This is a genomic window from Photobacterium proteolyticum (assembly GCF_001939735.1).
Lineage (GTDB): Bacteria > Pseudomonadota > Gammaproteobacteria > Enterobacterales > Vibrionaceae > Photobacterium > Photobacterium proteolyticum.
Window position 1 is genome coordinate 71,637 of record NZ_MJIL01000087.1, and the last position, 18,477, is coordinate 90,113.

Genomic DNA, 18,477 nt, shown 5'->3' on the forward strand with positions numbered 1-18,477 from the left:
ATAATACACACCCACTTTGTAGGTGTAAATACCCCTAGGTACCGACTGCTTAGTTATCAACCAAAACCGCCAGTTTGTAGCTTTTTCAAAGCTCTGAGGAAACAGACCTTGCAGCCTAAGAAAACCGTGTGATACTAAAAATGACGAATAAAAAGTTAGGAAGGGAGCCTAAGTGAAATTCGGGTTAACTATCTCGGTACTGATAACCGCTTTATCAGACAGTGTGGCATCTGCTTCGGCAGCCGAAGAACTACAAGCGTTTGAAGATGCGATCAAGCAAGAATGCAGTATTTTGTTTGATCGCGAGTTTTCCCGCTATCGACTACATGTCGATCCCTATGGCGCAAAATCATATGGCATTGCGTTTGCCAAAGGGAAGCTACGCCGAAATTCAGGTTTGCGCGCACCAGACTCATCCATGATCTGCATTTATGACAAACGCTCTCGCCGTGCCGAAATAAGCCAGAGTTTCGACTCTGAACGTCTCAATTAATCACTCACAGCCACTCGACCAGTTTTATAAGGAAGTCTAGGCTTACGCGTAACCAAATAAACAGCCATTGCGGCTAGCAGGAAACCGATCACACCATAGCCATCAAACGATTCGTCAAAAACCAGCCAGGCTTGAAAAGCCGTCATCGGAGGCACCAGATAAAAGGTAGAAGCCACTTTTGACGCTTCCCCGTTTTCAACCATATAAAGAAGCAGGAAGATCGCAATACCTGACAGCACCACAACCGCCCACACCAAGGCAAAGATAAACTCTGGGGTCCAGTTCACCACCATCGTTTCGGTGGTCAAAGCAACGGGAAGAAACACAAGTGCTGCTGCCGTATATTGCCATACAGCCCCCCCAACCATGTCCACACCCTGACAGAACTTCTTCTGATAGAGGGTACCCAAGGTGATCCCCAGCAACGCAAATGCGGTAAATATATAGGCTGCCTTTCGACTCCCTTCCTGTTGCCACTCCATATTTCCTTGCAGCACCAGTCCAATCCCGATAAAACCAATAAACAAACCGATCCATTGTGACAGGCGCATCTTCTCATTCCATGCCATCACTATAATCACCGCGGTTAGTATTGGCTGAAGCCCGACTAACAACGAGCAAAGCCCGGCAGGCATCCCAAGCGAAATCGCCTCATAGGTACCACCAAGATAAAACCCATGAATTAATAAACCCGACATCATTGAGTGGAATAGCGCCTTCCCACGTGGCAAGTGGGCACGAAGTACAAACATCAGCAATATGAAAAGGATGATATTGGCTACCATGCGGATCAGCAGAAACGTGGCCGGTTCTGCATACGGGAGTCCAAACCGCGCACCGATAAAGCCTGAGCTCCAGAGAATGACAAAAATAAACGGTATCATGCGAACAGCCATCACTATTTCCTTTCCTTTTTATTTGTTAGACATTACTTTAATCAGGTACAGAAAAGTTAATAGAGACAGATTTATCTACTTTTTAGGATACAGATTGCCAACCGAGGAGATATGGTGTCGAAAAAATATCAGCAAGTTGTTGATCTCATCACTGAGCGGATTGACAAACAAAGCTATCAACCCGGTGACAAATTACCCTCAATCCGAGACTTGAGTACCCAGTTGGCAATCAGCAAAAATACCGTTATTCGTGCCTACCAACAGCTAGAAGCCAGTCAACGAATAGAAGCCCATCCTCGTTCGGGGTACGTGGTCACCCAGCTAAAAAGTCCGGCCACGGCAACCGTCAGTGAACCCGGCTATGTCGATTTGATGTCTCTGAGCAAAGAGATCATGAGCCTGTCATTGTCTCATCAGGTATTACCGGCAGGCTCCGCACACCCCGATACTCGCTTTCCGGCCATCCGTTCCCTCTATGCCGAAATCGGCCGCCATAGCCGCTATCAAACCAATATTCCCAGCCACTACCAACTTCCACCAGGTAATGGGGTACTACTTCGCCAGCTCGTCTCTATCAATCAGGAACTTGGCGTAACAACCTCGGCGAACGATATTCTGATCACCCATGGTGCTCAGCAAGCCATCAGCCTCAGCCTGCAGGCCGTCACCCTGCCCGGCGACATTGTGCTTGTTGAATCCCCAAGTTACTTTGGCAACCTGCTCCTGCTTGAGTCGCTGGGCTTAAAAGTGGTCGAAATCCCAGCCAGTGTTACGAGCGGAATGGATTTAAACGCCTTAAAACAAGCCCTTGAACGCTGGCCTGTCTCGGCAATTATCATCAATCCCAGCTTCAACAACCCGGCCGGCTATGTCATGTCCGAGCCCGATAGACTGACGTTTTTAGATATCACCAAAGAGATCCCAATCATAGAAGATGATGTGTTCGGCGGATTGGCCTATGATCGCAGGCTGTTGCCGCTCAAGACACTGGATAAGGAAAATCGGGTGATCTACTGCAGTTCACTGTCAAAAACTTTGGATTCCCGCCTGCGTATCGGCTGGGTCATTGCCGGAAAATATCAGGATCAGATAGAGAAACGCCTGATGACTGACAATATGGGCAGTTTGAACTTAGTGCAGTCTGCCGTCGGTCAGTTTCTGACAACAGGTAAATACCGTCAGCACCTCAGCAAAATTCGAAAAAATTACGCCAGGAGGCAACGCCAGTTTTTTAAGCTCTTCACAACAGAGCTCGATCGCTTCCCATGGCTGCAAGGCCAGTACCACCTCTCCCAGCCTGAAGGCGGTTTCCTTTGCTGGCTCACCTTGCCTGAACACGCAGACTGCACCGACATCTACCAAGAAGCACTTCGACAAAACATCAGCATTCTACCCGGCAAAATGTTCAGTACCCAAAGCCAGCATAACCACTGTATCCGCCTGAGCTTCGCTAATTTTGATGATAACAACCAGTGGGAATCTGGTCTGAAGAAACTCGCGCAGATCATTGCCGACCATACCCAATAATGCAGTTTCAATAAAAACCACAGCAAATAAGGAAGGCTTGGTCTAAATTACAGATTAAGCCTTACTAACCAAGAACTTTAGCTCATGATGACGTCTGTTATTCGCACCCTTTCTCTTGTTTTACTATCCATTTCTGGTGCACTCATTCTTACCGGTATCGCTAGAGCCACAGTGGTAATAACAGGCTCAAGCAACAACATGGACTATCAAGTCTCTCTTGTGGCCCAAAACTTGTCTGTTCCCTGGGGAATGGCTTTCATTAGCCCAAATCAACTGCTGATCACCCAACGCCATGGGGAAGCTGTCATCCTTGATACTGCCGGAAACAATCGAATTCAGGTTAAGGGCTTACCAGATGTTGCAGCTGCAGGACAAGGAGGTCTGCTTGATGTTGTGGCCGAGCCGGGCTATCAACAGTCTAATGACTGGCTGTACTTTACCTATAGCAAAATGCTTGGTGATCAAGCTGTCACCGTTCTGGCTCGCGGTAAGCTCAAACAAGATACGCTGATCCAGTGGCAAGAACTGCTTGTTGCTGACTCCGCCACAACCAGCTATAGACACTTTGGCAGCCGGATCGCCTTTGATCAGCAAGGGCACCTGTTCTTCTCCGTCGGTGATCGTGGTGAGCGCCCTAACGGGCAGGATCTCACCACCCATGCCGGAAGCATTCTCCGCCTCAACATGGACGGGACTGTTCCAACCGACAACCCGTTTGTCTCCCAGCCAAACGCGCTTCCCGAGATCTGGAGCTATGGCCATCGTAATCCGCAAGGCCTTGCCTATGATCGCGGCAATACTCGACTGTGGGCAATAGAGCATGGGCCGCGTGGCGGTGATGAAATCAATCTGATCGAAAAAGGCAGTAACTACGGCTGGCCTGTTACTTCCCATGGCAAAGAATATTGGGGGCCTCTGTCAGTGGGTGAAGCAACGGAGAAAGAAGGCATCGTCTCACCACGTAAAGTCTACATACCCTCTATTGCCCCAGGCAGCTTACTGCACTATACAGGCGAAGCCTTTCCCGGATGGCGGGGAGATCTATTTGCCGGCGCGCTAAAACTTGAACATATCAACCGCATTTCTTTAGGCAAGAACGGCGATGTTCTCTCGGAAGAACGTTTGCTGTCGCCACTGAAAGAGCGAATTCGGGCCTTGCTCCAAAGCCCCGAGGGTTGGATTTACTTCACTACTGATTCTGGCAACTTATACCTGATTTCACCTAAGCCTTAATCACTTATCCGCAGAACTTGCGGATATTTATTCACACCCTGTCCGCTAACAACATCCTTATAGCAATAGATACAATGGCATATACCCATCACAACGCATGCAGTTTCTCGCTTTCAATATGCATAATATGCATGGATTTCGTGACGAATAGTCATTTGTAACACAAGCAAGTCTCCCCTACTATGCCGCCTCTTTTTTTGGCTCGAGGCACTGATGTTTTCCCAGTCTCTTATTGCACAGCTTCTGCGCATGGCTGTGCTATTAATCATTGCCCTTTTGGGCGTACACCATTGCCAACCTTTACTGGACTCTCTGGCACAACAAGCCATGAGTGGCGGCTGCCACCAGCAAAGTCAAATTGAGCCTAACTTTTCAGGTCTTTAAACCATGAGTATTTTTCGCTTTCCACTCCTAGTATGGATGGGAATTGGAACCTTAATTATCAGCCTAGGGATCAGGCAATCTTTCGGTATTTTTATGATGCCTATCTCTAACTACTTCGATACCGGCCGTGAGTTCTTTAGCCTGGCTATCGCTCTGCAGAACCTGTTGTTTGGCGTTTTTCAGCCATTTGTTGGCATGGCCTCGGATCGCTGGGGCGCGCAGAAAGTTATTTGGGCCGGATCGGTTTCCTATGGCCTTGGTCTCTATCTGACATCCATCGCTATCGAGCCAAGCTGGCTGTATTTGTCATTGGGCGCATTAGTTGGCCTGGGATTAAGCGCCACCAGCTACGTCATCGTATTAGGAGCGGTTGCCCGTGTCGTACCCGCAGAGCACACGGCCAAGGCTTTTGGTCTGACGACAGCAGCAGGATCTTTCGGCATGTTTGCAATGATCCCCGGCGCGCAGCTGCTGCTTAGCGAGCTTAACTGGCAAAACACACTACAAATCTTTGCCATGCTTTGCTGCCTGATGCTGGCATTCTCATGCTTCATTCGCTGCAATAGCCAGACATCAAAAGATCAACCTGAATACACTGCAGCAGACCAGACGTTGAGTGATGCGCTAAAAGAAGCTTTTAGTAACCGTAGCTATTGGCTGATCCACATGGGCTTTTTCGTCTGTGGTTTTCATGTCATGTTTATTGCTACCCACCTGCCTAGCTATCTGGCTGACAAAGGGTTACCCGGTACAACCGCTGCAATGGCACTGGCAAATGTCGGGATCTTCAACATTTTCGGTACCTACTTCTGGGGAGTTGTCGGCGACAAGTTTAACAAGCGTTACGTCATGACTGCGCTTTACCTGCTCCGTACTGTAGTCATCGCTGCATTTGTTATCTTCCCTGTTACCGTAGAAACTGCGGCATTCTTCGGGAGTGCTATCGGTTTTTGCTGGCTTGGAACCGTACCGCTGACTTCAGGGCTGGTCAGACAGATCTTCGGCGCACGTTACCTGTCAACTTTGTACGGGTTGGTGTTTTTTACCCATCAGCTTGGCAGCTTTCTCGGTGCCTGGTTTGGTGGCCGTATTTATGACTATTATGGCTCTTACGAGCCCATCTGGTGGACAACGGTCGTCATGGCATTCCTTGCAGCCCTTATTCATCTGCCAGTTGACGACAGACCGATCGCTCGTCACCCCGCAACCGCATAACCTCCATCATAAGCACCAGCGAACAGTCACCAGGCTGTTCGCTGCCTGCGCCACCTTGCGTCTATCACCCCATGTTCAATAGTCTCACGCTCCTGTTCACACATCACTCAAATCAACAGCAGTAAACAACAGCCTGCATATGGTAACTGCCTCGCAACGTTTACAGTTTCTTCTGTATACAATAACTGTTGTCATAAATGCGATTTAACCGTCAACAGGTAAACAAGGACTACACTGCACTCAAGGAAAGAAGCACCAATATGGATCTAGACTCACTCAACAACCATTACTGTTCCAACCCGGAACTCCTCAATGATGCGTATGCCATTCGATACCAAGCCTATTTACAACAAGGCTATATAGAAGCCAACACTCAGCAAAGACTAGAGGACGAATTTGACAGCATGCCGAACAACCATACTTTTGTTCTGAAATGCAATCAGCGATCAATTGCCTCCTTGCGAGTATCGGTGATTAAGCAGCAGCCCGGCTGGCTTGATATTCCGGTCAAAAGACTGTTTCCCGAAGTCTTTACCGAATTAGAAAATAAGTATGACACGCTTATGGAGCTAAACAGGCTCACTGTCTTGCCTGAAATCACCGACTTTTCAGCGACTGTGCCGCTTGCGCTGTTCGCCAACCCAATGCATCTGACCGAACTCTCTGGCAAAACACTGGTTATCTGTGCCGCGAGAAAAAATCACAAGCGATTCTACGAGCGCCTTGGCTTTAGGAAAATCACCGATTACAAGCGGTATCCAACCCTGAAATTCGATACCGCCATGTTTGTCAGCGAGTGGGATCCTGATAAGGATCGTTTGGGACAATATCCGCTAAAAGCCCATTACTCCCAACTAAAACCTGTGTTATCAGATACCGAACTAGCACAGATGTTCCGCTAACAACCCGAAACTGTAACAGCCAGCGACAAAGCTTTCTTCGGTGAGAATGAAGGTGCCAGTTTCATTTTCATCGCGAAGAGATAAAAAAATCCCCTTGCCATTGGCTAAGGGGATTTTTCACTAATACTACAGATCTGTTTACAGGTGCTCACCGCGGCGAAGCGCATCAATACGCTTGTCTAGCGGCGGGTGTGTCATGAACAGCTCAGACAATGACTTCTTGCCATTAATACCGAAAGCCATCATTGAGCCTTCTAGCTGAGATTCGTGGCTTACCTTCAAGCGCTCAAGTGCTGCAATCATCTTCTCACGTCCGACAAGGTGCGCCGAGCCCGCATCAGCTTTAAACTCACGATGACGGCTGTACCACATCGTCAGAATACTCGCCAGGAAGCCAAACAGGATTTCCATGATTGTTGAAACAACGAAGTACATCATGAAGCTACCGCCTTCGCCCTCACCCTCTTCGTCGCCATTATTAAATCCGCTTACAGCACCGGCAACCAAACGGGAAACAAAGATGACAAAGGTGTTCACGACACCCTGCATCAGCGTCATAGTGACCATATCACCATTAGAAATATGGCTGACTTCGTGCGCCAATACAGCTTCAGCCTCGTCACGGGTCATGCTGTGAAGCAAACCAGTCGATACCGCAACCAGTGAATCATCTCGCTTGGCTCCCGTCGCAAACGCGTTAATATCTGCTGAGTCATAAATGGCAACAGTCGGCATGCCTATACCAGACTGCTGAGCCTGGCGCGATACGGTTTCCATTAGCCAATGCTCGGTTTCATTTCGCGGATGCTCAATCACCATTCCGCCAACAGAGCGCAATGCCATCGACTTTGACATAAACAGCGAGATTAGCGAGCCACCAAAACCAAACAATGCCGCCATTACCAACAGGCCGTTCAAGCTACCGGGCTGTAAACTGGTAAAAGCATAGATAAGGTTCAAGACAACACTGAAGACCAGCATCACAGCAAGGTTAGTTGCCAAGAACAATGCAATTCGCTTCATATTTTTAATATTCTCCAATTAGCAATCAAGCTTTCTAGTTCTGTACAAACGATGGTTTACCATAAACAAACTGCATACAGTGCCACCAATTCGATTTGTTATTTATAGTATGGTCGATCAATCTAATTACAAGTAAAAGGGGTAAATTGTTACGTTTCGTTAGTATTGTTCCGAGGATACGTCACTGTTATATATTGATATCAAGCCATAACTGTACCCTATCATCGTACGCTATCCAAGAATCCGGACTCCGCTGATAACATGCTCGACAATCGGTGATGTTAGTCATAAATGGCAGCTTTAGACTTTAGTCTTATTGAAAGTATGAGAGCATTCCACTATTGTCGAAGGTATAGCATCAACGATGCAGTATACCGTCGTCGAATTTTCAAGGAGGAATGATGGCTGATCACGAAAACTACCAGGTTGCTATTGATATCCTACGCTGTCATCTAGGTATGTCAGCAGACGAAGCCCACAAAGAACTTGGTATTGAGCCAACTGCTAGCAAAAAGCTTTCTGATACCCAAGAAGCACTCATCGGACTGACTGGCGAAAGCTAACCTAAGCGTTAAATAACTTCCTAAGACCTCCTCTTTCCAAGGAGGTTTTTGTTTCTAAAATGCATAATATCTCTAACACGCAAAAAATGTGACTCTCGTCACCAAATACAGCCTGCATTCAGCGTGTCCAACGCATAATCACACCAAACACAATTAATGATAAATCTGCCTGTAACCTCGGGTTTCGCTTATCGCGATTAACCAGACTACGGCGGGTAAGGTTCTATTATGCAATCGACTCTAATCAAAACAGAAAGCGCCCATGCCAAGGCGCAACCATTACACCCATTGATTATATCAACTGCGTACTTCTTTGGAGTGGCCCTACTTCTTGCGGCTTCAGCCCTTGCTATCCACTTTGAGGTTATTAGGTACAACGGCAATATCGGTGAAAACTCATTAATCGAATACCTGCAGGAAGGCTACCTTCTAATTACAGCCAGCCTTTTTGCTGCAGTTGCTGTCAAACAGCGTGAGCAGCGAGGCTTTGCCCTGCTGGTCAGTGCATTTTTCTCTATCATTTTGATCCGGGAACTTGATAGCCTGTTTGACCAAATTCAGCACGGCTTCTGGAAATACCCTGCATGGATACTGGCAACAGTTGCTATCAGCTATGCCCTATCCCATAAGGAAACATCAATAAAACCACTAACCAACTACATCAGGCATAAAAGCTATGGTTTGATGTTAGCCGGTATTGCGACCTTGTTCGTTTTTGCCCGCATATACGGCATGGGAGACTTATGGCAGGGCGCCATGCAAGAGAACTACCTGCGTTCGGTAAAAAACCTGGCAGAAGAAGGGGTGGAGCTGCTTGCCTACAGCCTGATCGTGTTCGCTGCAGCATGGTATTGCATACCTGAGCTATTCAGACAGAACAAGTAGCATCTCATCATAGGTGACTAAACCAGCCAACAAAAAAACCCTGCCAGAGTGCAGGGTTTTGTTTATCGAACAACTCAACGCGGAGTCTGCGCGCTGGTGATTACTCGCTACAGTCCCAGAGGAGAAAGGTCAATGTACTTTGACAAGTCACGCTTCTTGATACCAGGCATATACGGGATCTCACCCAGCTTATTCCCCGGCAGGTTCTCTTCCAACATCCGGATAATCTCCGAATAGTTTTCAGTACCCGGATTTATGCGGTTTGCTACCCAGCCAACCAGCTCCAGGCCGTCATTCTTAATCGCTTCAGCAGTCAGAATGGCATGGCTTAAACAACCCAGTTTAACACCAACAACCAGTACAACCGGCAATTTCTCTTGCTTCACCCAGCTCGAAAGAAAATCGGTACGCGAAACCGGTACACGCCAACCGCCAGCGCCTTCTACCAGTACCACTTCAGATTTCGATTTAAGATGCTCCAGCCCCTGAGACAAGATATCAAAGTTAATCACTCTGTCTTCCTGCTCGGCTGCCAGATGCGGTGACACTGCCGCTTCAAACGCATACGGGTTCACTTCGTCATAGGCAAGATCGACTACGGAAGCATCCTGAATATACAATGCGTCTGAGTTACGCATCCCCTCATCGGTCGGCGCACTGCCAGACGCAACAGGCTTATAACCCGCCATCTTAATGTTCGCGCTGCCAGCTGCGTGTAAAATTGCGCGAGAGGCAACAGTTTTACCGACTTCGGTATCTGTTCCTGCTACAAAGAAAGCGTTAGTCATTAATAATTACTCCAAAACAGACTTGGTATGTTGCCGGCAGTTGGCCATTCTCATCTCGGAACTCAGCATAAGCGTTCTCTAACGCCTGAATCGTTTTACGACCGGCCAAGCCTGCCTTGCGCTCCTGCTGCAGATGTGTAGCCCCTATCCCTTTCAGGTCTTTCATGAGTTCAACTGCCGTATTGTATTGCATCGTGATAGGCGTAAATTCTAGGCCATCGCTCGAACAGCCCGCTTGCGCCAGCGCAAGTTTTATCGCTTTTGGCGAAAGAAACTCATTTACATGTTGATACTGATCAACTTGCTGCCACGATTTAGCAAGCTCATACAACGAACCGTCAGCCAGTGTCGAGAACAGGATCAAACCGCCGGGTTTCACCACTCGCTTCAATTCTGCAAGCGGTACCGACAGATCGTCACACCACTGCAGAGCCAGGCTGCTAAAGGCAATGTCGAACTGATTTTCCTCGAGCGGCAGATTCTCGGCATCGGCCTCGATATATGTAACCATATCGCCACACCGCTTCTTAGCATGAGCCAACATCTGAACCGATAAATCCGCAGCACTAACCCGATAACCACGTTGCAACAATTGATCGCTGAAGTAACCCGTTCCACAACCAAGATCAAGCGCACGGCTGCCGACCTGACTGACAGCCGGAAGCTTGTCCAATAAAAGGTGACCGACCTGGCGCTGGAAGGCCGCCGCTTTATCATAGTGCTTGGCCGCCCGGCCAAAAGCCTCGGCTATCGCTTTTTTATCCTGCGGTTGGATCTCATGCTGACCATGAGTGACTGCATTCATTCCGTTAGTCATGAATCACCTCATTAATAGCTGTTGCAAGCTTGTCGATATCTGCTCGGCTGTGCGCCGCGGTCAATGTAATACGTAGACGCGCGCTGTTGGCCGGAACCGTAGGCGGACGGATAGCACTCACCCAGATCCCCCGATCTTTAAGTGCCTGGGAGGCCGCCATTGTTTTATCACTGTCGCCAATGATCAATGGCTTGATCGGAGTTTGGGTCGCAACAAAATCAATATCCGGTGCAATCCGTTCAGCAAGGCGGTCGCCCAAATCTTGCAGCTTGTCCCGACGCCATTGATCCGCTCGGATCAAAGAGCATGCCTTGCTTAGGGCAAACGCCTGTGCCGGCGGCATTGCCGTCGAATAAATAAAGTGACGAGCAAACTGGACCAGATATTCCGCCGTTTCCTCATCGCATAACACCGCGGCCCCCTGCAGGCCAAACGCCTTGCCAAAGGTGACAATCAGTACATCGGCCTTGACCCCGGCGTGATCACAACTTCCGCTGCCTTGTTCGCCCAAAACACCACACCCATGCGCATCATCAACCACCAGCCAGCTGTGATGATTGACGCACAGCCGTTTGATATCCGCCAGTGGCGACAAATCACCATCCATACTGAAGACCCCTTCCGTTACCACCATACGGGCCGATTCGGGGGACTGCTGGTCACTGCGCAAGAGAATACGTTCAAGGGCTGTCATGTTGTTATGGGCGAAGCGTCGCATGGTTGCCGGTGACAACATGCCTGCCTCCATCAGCGAGGCATGATTCAATTTGTCCTGAATCAGCACATCTTCCTTTTCCAGCATAGTAAACAACAGTGCCTGATTGGCACTGAAACCGCTGTTGAAAAGCAATGCCCTATCATAGCCTAGCCAGTCGGCCAGTTGCGTTTCCAGCTCATGGTGGGCAGAGTGAAAGCCGGTCACCAATGGCGAGGCCCCGCTCCCGGTACCATACAGGCTTAACCCTTGCTGCCAGGCTGCAATCAGTGCTGGCTCCTGCGCCAAACCTAGGTAATCATTGCTGGAGAAGTTAACAAGCGACTCACCCTGACAGTCAATCATCTGCTGGTGACGATCAAGGCGGGTACGTTGGCGATACAACCCCTGAGTCTTACGGTCACTCAGGGCCTGTGTAATACGGTGTTTAAAGCGAGGCATCGTAGAACAAATCGTCTTTTGACGGACGGGCTGCGACTCGCTGAGCGACCTGACCTAAAAGCTCTTGTTCTTGTATCTCATCAGGTTTTGCCGCCTGCTCCTGACGGTTGATACCGAGCTTGGCAAACAGCTGCATATCTTTGTCTTCACCCGGGTTCGGTGTCGTCAGCAATTTACAGCCGTAGAAAACCGAATTGGCACCCGCCATAAAGCAAAGCGCCTGCATCTGCTCGTTCATATCTTCACGACCAGCAGACAGACGGACTGCCGACTTAGGCATGATGATGCGCGCCACGGCGATAATCCGGACGAAATCGAACGGGTCGACATCCTCTACCGACTCCAGTGGCGTGCCTTTCACCTTAACCAGCATATTGATCGGCACACTTTCCGGGTGAACCGGCAGATTGGCCAGCTCCACCAGCAGGCTTGCTCGGTCACGCGAACTTTCGCCCATACCGATAATGCCGCCCGAACAGATTTTCATTCCAGCGTCACGAACATGACCCAGGGTATCCAGGCGATCCTGGTAGGTACGGGTAGTGATAATATTGCCGTAATATTCCGGCGATGTATCGAGGTTGTGGTTGTAGTAGTCAAGGCCGGCATCAGCCAGCTCATTGGCCTGATCACTCGTGATCATGCCCAGGGTCATACAGGTTTCCAGCCCCATGTCCTTAACGCCACGGACCATATCAAGCAAATATGGCATATCGCGTTCTTTCGGGTTTTTCCACGCCGCCCCCATACAGAATCGCGTCGCACCAGATGACTTGGCCTTATTGGCCGCATCCAGCACACGTTCGACTTCCAGCAGGCGCTCGCGCTCTACGTCGGTACGGTAATGGGCACTCTGCGGACAGTACTTACAGTCTTCCGGACAAGCGCCGGTCTTGATTGAAAGCAAAGTACTAACCTGTACCTTATTCGGCTCATGATGCTGGCGGTGAACCTGCTGAGCTTCAAACACCAAGTCCATAAAGGGCTTGTCAAATAAGGCTTGAACTTCCTTGACGCTCCAGTCGTGACGTACTTCCACGTGTAATAACCTCTTTAGTCAGTGGCTGTTTGGCAACTGGAAAACAAGTAGGGCCAGGCTAAACAGCGACTTTATTCATTCTGTTTTCATTTGAATCAAGACATTAAATATCGATCCAAACGGGTATCAATACTTGGCTAGTCTACTTCGAGCTAGTAAACTGTCAACCACCAACAAGGGCAAAGGTTTACATCTGTGCAAAATTTAATCAACCCAATTGATCTAGAATTTGACCAGCAGCACGTCTGGCACCCCTATACCTCGACACTCAACCCGCTCCCCTGCTATCCGGTTGAGAGTGCCGACGGCGTCTACCTTCAGCTAGAAAACGGCAGGAAAGTCATTGACGGTATGTCTTCATGGTGGTCAACGATTCACGGCTATAATCACCCGGCACTCAATCAGGCCGCCAAGGCACAGATTGATAAAATGTCCCACGTCATGTTTGGCGGGATCACCCACCAGCCTGCCGTCGACCTCTGCAAGAAGCTGGTCGATATGACTCCGGCCCCCCTACAGCACGTATTCCTGGCCGATTCCGGCTCCGTTGCTGTAGAAGTCTCATTGAAAATGGCTCTGCAATACTGGCACGCCAAGGGAGAACGCCGTCCTAAATTTCTGACCGTCAAGCATGGCTACCACGGTGATACCTTCGCCGCCATGTCTGTAACAGATCCCGACAATTCCATGCACAGCCTGTATAAAGGGTTCCTGCCGGAGCATATTTTCGCCCAGTCTCCCCAGTGTCGATTTGATGCAGAATGGAACGAAGAGGATATCCAGGACTTCAAAAACAAGCTCGAAGCCAACCAGAATGAAATTGCAGCCGTGATCATCGAACCGATTGTTCAGGGCGCCGGTGGTATGCGAATCTACCATCCGACGTTTCTGAAACGCGTTCGCGAGTTATGTGACCAATCTGGCATCCTGCTTATCGCCGACGAGATTGCCACCGGCTTTGGCCGAACTGGCAAGCTGTTCGCCTGCGAGCACGCCGGGATCAGCCCGGACATTATGTGTGTCGGCAAAGCACTAACTGGCGGCTACATGACACTTTCCGCCACCCTCACCACCAAGCATGTCGCTGACACAGTCTGTGGCGGGGAAGCCGGCTGCTTCATGCACGGTCCGACATTTATGGGCAACCCGCTGGCCTGTGCCGTTGCCAATGCCAGCCTTGAACTGCTGCTCCAGGGTCAGTGGCAGCAACAAGTCACCAACATAGAAAAACAGCTTGCTCGTGAACTGCCGGAAATTGCTAAGCTAAAGAAGGTGAAAGACGTACGCTGGCTGGGTGCAATCGGGGTAGTTGAGCTCTTTGAGCCTGTTGATATGGCAAAAATACAGAAGGATTTTGTAGACAACGGTGTCTGGATTCGCCCTTTTGGCACACTTGTCTACATAATGCCTCCATTTATCATTAAACCACAGGAACTTAGCCGCCTTACTTCCGCAATGTTACGAACTCTGCAGTAGTATCGAAAAGCAGACAATTTCCTAAAATTGTCTGCTTATACTTTTCACTAGCGTTACATCCATTAAATAACGTCAGTAAGGCTATGAATTATGCAGTTACCCCTTTTTCCGTTACAGCTGTATTTGTTACCGGGCGGTATCAGCAAACTCAGGATCTTTGAACCCAGATACACGCGCCTGGTAAAACTTGCAATGGCGTCCGGAGAAGGCTTCGGCCTGTGCATGAAAGACAGTGAAACGCTTTGTCATTTCGGCACCCGAGCTATTATTACCGACTTTGAACGCCTTCCCGACGGCTTATTGGGCGTCACCGTCAAAGGTGTCGAAAAGTTTGTGATCAATGAACACTGGCAGGAGGATGATGGACTCAGGTTCGGTGATATCACCCTGATGAAGAACTGGTCTCCCACGTTAATGAAGTTTGCCGACCGGGATATAGCAAACAGTCTCCGGGCCTTGTTTGAAGAATATCCGGAACATGCCACCAACTACCCCATTCCAGACTACGAGGACATGACCTGGGTATGCCAGCGCTGGCTGGAAATATTGCCCCTGGAAACAAACCAGAAGCAATGGTTTATGAGTAGAAGAGACCACCGGGCTGCGCTGTCTTTTCTACACAATATTATTGATGAACAACTAAAAAAAGAATAACACGAGATAGAGGATTTCTTGCTGTTATGTCTCAATCTCTGTCACGGACGTGCCTATTCACAATGACAAGATTGAGATCCTCAGTTCCTGCAAGCAACAGAGTAAGTTGCATCTATCACCAAGACACACAACCAAAGCGACTAAAGCCCTATCCCCGGCCATCACGAGCCAGCCGGCTATCGACCTGACGACGATACCATTGCGACAATCTTCGCCGGATAAAAGGAAATGTGATTATCCAGGCCAATGGCCTCAGCCACCAAATCTGCTGCAGTAGTAGGATATAAGCATCAAGTTCTCGATAGAGCACCCCTTCGGCATCCTCGACATGCAACTCCCTCAAGGCACAGGCGGGATCAATACCACGCTCCACTAAATAGGCTTCCTGATCGGTTATATCAAACCAGCTGACCTGGTCAATGTGTTTGCCGAGCCAGATTTCATAACGCGCACGATCCTCGACGCAACTTGCGCAGGATCCATCGTAATAAACCGTGAAATGTGTTTTGGACATAGTTCCAACCTAACGATGCAGCAACAACTTACCTGCTTTCTTAAATGTAGGAAAAGATGTCTATAAATAGCAGGAAATATCAGTATTTGTAGTTAAATTACAACATATCAGGCCTTTCATAATGATAACCATTCTTATCCGTGTAAACATTCTGAAAATTTCGTTAAATATTCTGCTTTTTGATTGGCAAACAATAGCAAAATGATTGTTTCCAAATCTAATCCAATAAGAATCCCACACTTTAAGCATTGAATACAAAGCATTGATAATAAAATAAATTAGCTCGATGCCAATTTTAACATTCGGAGCAGAATCACAAACAATCCATTTATCATACATATAACAAAACAAAAACAGATAGCCAGATTGATTTTCGCGCCTAGAATACTCCCCCCACAAGATTGCCGGACAAGAGTGTCTCTACCGACAATTAATAATTAGAAAAATAACTTCACAAACACAATCTGAACACCGACTAATAGAGTGGGATATAGAATGATAAACCTTGCAATATCCGTTGTACCGATCTTGCTTCTTATTTGGATGATGACCAAAAAAGATGCCCTACCTTCGCACATCGCGCTGCCTGTTACCGCGCTTATTATTGGCCTGCTACAACTCTTTTACTTTGGCACTGATATCACCCTGATCTCTGCCAATATTATTGCCGGCTCTTTGTCCGCAATCACCCCAATTTCAATTATTGCAGGCGCTATTCTTCTTAACCGTGTTATTGCCCTTTCTGGTGCCGAAGATGTTATCCGCCAGTGGCTAGAAGGGATCAGCCGTAACCAGACAGCGCAGCTGATGATCATTGGCTGGGCCTTTGCCTTCATGATTGAAGGGGCATCAGGGTTCGGTACGCCAGCCGCTATTGCCGCACCTATTTTGGTCGGTCTGGGTTTCAACCCACTCAAAGTCGCCATGCTGGCACTGGTCATGAACTCGGTTCCTGTCTCTTTCGGCGCGGTCGGCACACCAACCTGGTTCGGCTTTAGCAGCCTGGGGCTCAATGAAGAAGCATTGATGGAAACCGGCCGCCTGTCTGCCCTGCTTCATTCAATTGCTGCTTTCATTATTCCGGTTATCGCGCTTAAGTTTGTTGTCAGCTGGCAGGAAATTCGCCGCAACCTGCTGTTTATCCAGCTAAGCGTACTTTCTTGTACCGTACCTTACTTACTCTTTGCCCAATGGAACTACGAGTTCCCATCACTAATTGGCGGTGCGATTGGCCTTACGCTGTCTATCCTGCTGGCACGCTACAACATCGGTCTTGAAACACCGGAGTCGGCCTCAAACATTAAGACAGAGCAGATCCCTTTTAAAACGATTCTGAAGGCTATGAGCCCGACACTGCTACTGATCCTTATTCTAATTGTCACCCGTATCCAGCAACTGGGTATCAAGGGGATGCTGACAGACAGCACTCCACTATTTAACCTGAGCCTGGGCTTTAGTGATTTGAGTGTCAGCCAGGCGCTAATCATTAAACTGGGCAATATTCTAGGTACGGAAACTAGCTGGGCATACAAAACGTTATACGTACCGGCACTGATCCCTTTCCTGCTGGTAGTACTCATTTCTATCCCAGTACTGGGTATGCAGCGCAGCACGGTCAAACAAGCTTTTACCGAAACAGCCAGCCGCATCAAAATGCCATTTATTGCCCTTGTCGGCGCACTGATCATGGTGAAGTTTATGATGATCGGCGGAGATAAGTCGCCAATCATGACAACTGGTCAGGCATTCTCCAACCTGATGGGCGCCAACTGGCAATGGGTTGCGTCTTACCTGGGTGCACTGGGTGCGTTCTTCTCTGGCTCGGCCACCGTATCCAATCTGACCTTTGGCGGCATCCAGCAGACGATTGCCATGAATGTTGCCCTACCGGAAACAACGATTCTGGCCCTGCAATCCGTCGGTGCCTCGATGGGTAACATGGTTTGTATCAACAACATCATTGCTGTTTCGACCATTTTGGGTATCGCCAACAAAGAAGGCTACATCATCAAGCGAACCGTTGTGCCCATGGTGCTTTACGGGGTGATTGTCGGTCTGGCAAGTGCCTTTGTCTAATCAGACAAACTTAAGTCGCAATCTGTGTTCAGCGTGAAATATCACGCTGAACACAAAAAATAACTACCACAATATAAACACGGGTAAACCGTCACTGGAGCAATATCATGAAGGTAAACTTTTTTGCCACCTGCCTGTGCGACACGGTAAAAGCCGAGGTTGCCAAAAAGTCTGTCGTGCTTTTGGAACAGCTTGGCTGTGAAATCATCTTCCCTGAAAAACAAGGATGCTGCGGCCAGCCTTCATTGAATAGTGGCTACATTGAAGGCAGCAAGCCGGCAATGAAAAACCTGATTGCCGCCTTTGAAGAAAATGATCACCCTATCGTTACACCGGCAGGTTCATGTGCAGCCTCGATCAAACGCTATCCGGAATACCTTGCCGACGAACCAGAGTGGGCTGCCCGCGCACAGAAGGTAGCCGACCGCCTGTTCGAACTGACTCAGTTTATTGTCAACGAGCTAGGTGTCGAAAATGTCGGTGCCCGCCTGAAAGGCCGTGCCGTTTATCACCCGTCATGCAGCCTGATCCGCAAACTGGGTGTGCGTGAGGAACCGCTTCGCCTGCTGGCCAATGTCGAAGGCCTGGAAATGGTGCCAATCAAGAATCAGGAAACCTGCTGTGGTTTCGGTGGCACTTTCTCGGTCAAGATGTCAGAGATTTCCGGTGAGATGGTCAAAGAAAAGGTCCACCACATTAGTGAAGTCCAGCCAGAGTACCTCATTGGCGCCGATATCAGTTGCCTGATGAATATTGGTGGACGTATGACCCGCGAAGGGCGTCCGGTAAAAGTACTGCACATTGTCGATGTGCTGATGAGTCGTTAAGAGGGCGTT

At 48.8% G+C, this 18,477-nt stretch carries 18 protein-coding genes; 11 read left to right on the forward strand and 7 right to left on the reverse strand.

Annotated elements, in window-relative coordinates; genetic code table 11:
- Positions 1 to 172: 172 nt before the first annotated feature.
- Positions 173 to 493, forward strand: a complete 321-nt coding sequence (locus BIT28_RS18500) for a hypothetical protein (protein ID WP_075766421.1) — start codon at positions 173 to 175, stop codon at positions 491 to 493.
- Here BIT28_RS18500 and BIT28_RS18505 read toward each other — a convergent pair.
- Positions 490 to 1,389 carry a DMT family transporter gene (locus tag BIT28_RS18505; protein ID WP_075766422.1) on the reverse strand — a complete coding sequence of 300 codons (900 nt, stop codon included), beginning with the start codon at positions 1,387 to 1,389 and terminating at the stop codon, positions 490 to 492. The genes BIT28_RS18500 and BIT28_RS18505 overlap by 4 nt on opposite strands.
- Positions 1,390 to 1,500: 111 nt before the next feature.
- On the opposite strand from BIT28_RS18505, the gene BIT28_RS18510 reads away from it, so the two are divergent.
- The 4 genes from BIT28_RS18510 (at position 1,501) to BIT28_RS18525 (ending at position 6,650) form a co-directional block, all read left to right on the forward strand.
- On the forward strand, positions 1,501 to 2,916 hold the full coding sequence (locus tag BIT28_RS18510; RefSeq protein ID WP_075766423.1) for an aminotransferase-like domain-containing protein: 1,416 nt from the start codon (positions 1,501 to 1,503) through the stop codon (positions 2,914 to 2,916).
- Between the two features lie 87 nt (positions 2,917 to 3,003).
- Positions 3,004 to 4,149 (forward strand): PQQ-dependent sugar dehydrogenase, encoded by a 1,146-nt coding sequence (locus BIT28_RS18515; RefSeq protein WP_083651958.1) that lies wholly within the window; start codon positions 3,004 to 3,006, stop codon positions 4,147 to 4,149.
- A 387-nt stretch (positions 4,150 to 4,536) separates the two neighbouring features.
- On the forward strand, positions 4,537 to 5,748 hold the full coding sequence (locus BIT28_RS18520) for an MFS transporter (RefSeq protein ID WP_075766425.1): 1,212 nt from the start codon (positions 4,537 to 4,539) through the stop codon (positions 5,746 to 5,748).
- A gap of 197 nt (positions 5,749 to 5,945) precedes the next feature.
- Positions 5,946 to 6,650 (forward strand): N-acyl amino acid synthase FeeM domain-containing protein, encoded by a 705-nt coding sequence (locus BIT28_RS18525; RefSeq protein ID WP_139310492.1) that lies wholly within the window; start codon positions 5,946 to 5,948, stop codon positions 6,648 to 6,650.
- Positions 6,651 to 6,788: 138 nt separating this feature from the next.
- Here BIT28_RS18525 and htpX read toward each other — a convergent pair whose 3' ends face one another.
- Entirely contained in the window at positions 6,789 to 7,673 is an 885-nt protein-coding gene (htpX, locus tag BIT28_RS18530; RefSeq protein WP_075766427.1) for a protease HtpX, read from the reverse strand.
- A 401-nt stretch (positions 7,674 to 8,074) separates the two neighbouring features.
- Between htpX and BIT28_RS29645 the strand changes: the two genes are divergently transcribed.
- Positions 8,075 to 8,236, forward strand: a complete 162-nt coding sequence (locus tag BIT28_RS29645) for a hypothetical protein (RefSeq protein ID WP_175577564.1) — start codon at positions 8,075 to 8,077, stop codon at positions 8,234 to 8,236.
- 228 nt (positions 8,237 to 8,464) lie between these two features.
- Positions 8,465 to 9,121, forward strand: coding sequence for a hypothetical protein (locus BIT28_RS18535; protein ID WP_083651950.1), 657 nt, complete (start codon positions 8,465 to 8,467; stop codon positions 9,119 to 9,121).
- Between the two features lie 107 nt (positions 9,122 to 9,228).
- Here BIT28_RS18535 and bioD read toward each other — a convergent pair whose 3' ends face one another.
- Genes bioD through bioB form a run of 4 tightly spaced genes read right to left on the reverse strand, consistent with a single transcriptional unit; the run spans position 9,229 to position 12,921 of the window.
- The gene (bioD, locus tag BIT28_RS18540) at positions 9,229 to 9,909 is read right to left on the reverse strand and encodes a dethiobiotin synthase (RefSeq protein WP_075766428.1); all 681 of its coding nucleotides are present in this window, start codon (positions 9,907 to 9,909) and stop codon (positions 9,229 to 9,231) included.
- Entirely contained in the window at positions 9,902 to 10,726 is an 825-nt protein-coding gene (bioC, locus tag BIT28_RS18545) for a malonyl-ACP O-methyltransferase BioC (RefSeq protein ID WP_075766429.1), read from the reverse strand. The genes bioD and bioC overlap by 8 nt, the downstream gene beginning before the upstream one ends.
- Positions 10,719 to 11,882, reverse strand: coding sequence for an 8-amino-7-oxononanoate synthase (bioF, locus tag BIT28_RS18550; RefSeq protein WP_075766430.1), 1,164 nt, complete (start codon positions 11,880 to 11,882; stop codon positions 10,719 to 10,721). Before bioF ends, bioC begins: the two co-directional genes overlap by 8 nt.
- A complete protein-coding gene (gene bioB, locus BIT28_RS18555) occupies positions 11,869 to 12,921 on the reverse strand; it encodes a biotin synthase BioB (protein WP_075766431.1) in 1,053 nt (350 codons plus the stop codon). The genes bioF and bioB overlap by 14 nt, the downstream gene beginning before the upstream one ends.
- A 216-nt stretch (positions 12,922 to 13,137) precedes the next feature.
- Between bioB and bioA the strand changes: the two genes are divergently transcribed.
- Both bioA and BIT28_RS18565 read left to right on the forward strand, forming a co-directional pair.
- Positions 13,138 to 14,397 (forward strand): adenosylmethionine--8-amino-7-oxononanoate transaminase, encoded by a 1,260-nt coding sequence (gene bioA, locus BIT28_RS18560; protein WP_075766578.1) that lies wholly within the window; start codon positions 13,138 to 13,140, stop codon positions 14,395 to 14,397.
- Positions 14,398 to 14,487: 90 nt separating this feature from the next.
- Complete coding sequence (locus BIT28_RS18565) at positions 14,488 to 15,051, forward strand: LON peptidase substrate-binding domain-containing protein (RefSeq protein ID WP_075766432.1); 564 nt, start codon at positions 14,488 to 14,490, stop codon at positions 15,049 to 15,051.
- A 148-nt stretch (positions 15,052 to 15,199) separates the two neighbouring features.
- On the opposite strand, the gene BIT28_RS18570 is transcribed toward BIT28_RS18565, so the two are convergent.
- Complete coding sequence (locus tag BIT28_RS18570; RefSeq protein WP_075766433.1) at positions 15,200 to 15,565, reverse strand: DCC1-like thiol-disulfide oxidoreductase family protein; 366 nt, start codon at positions 15,563 to 15,565, stop codon at positions 15,200 to 15,202.
- A 495-nt stretch (positions 15,566 to 16,060) separates the two neighbouring features.
- Here BIT28_RS18570 and BIT28_RS18575 point away from each other — a divergent pair, with 495 nt between their 5' ends.
- Positions 16,061 to 17,641, forward strand: a complete 1,581-nt coding sequence (locus tag BIT28_RS18575) for an L-lactate permease (RefSeq protein WP_075766434.1) — start codon at positions 16,061 to 16,063, stop codon at positions 17,639 to 17,641.
- A gap of 107 nt (positions 17,642 to 17,748) precedes the next feature.
- Positions 17,749 to 18,468, forward strand: a complete 720-nt coding sequence (locus BIT28_RS18580; RefSeq protein ID WP_075766435.1) for a (Fe-S)-binding protein — start codon at positions 17,749 to 17,751, stop codon at positions 18,466 to 18,468.
- Positions 18,469 to 18,477: the final 9 nt, after the last annotated feature.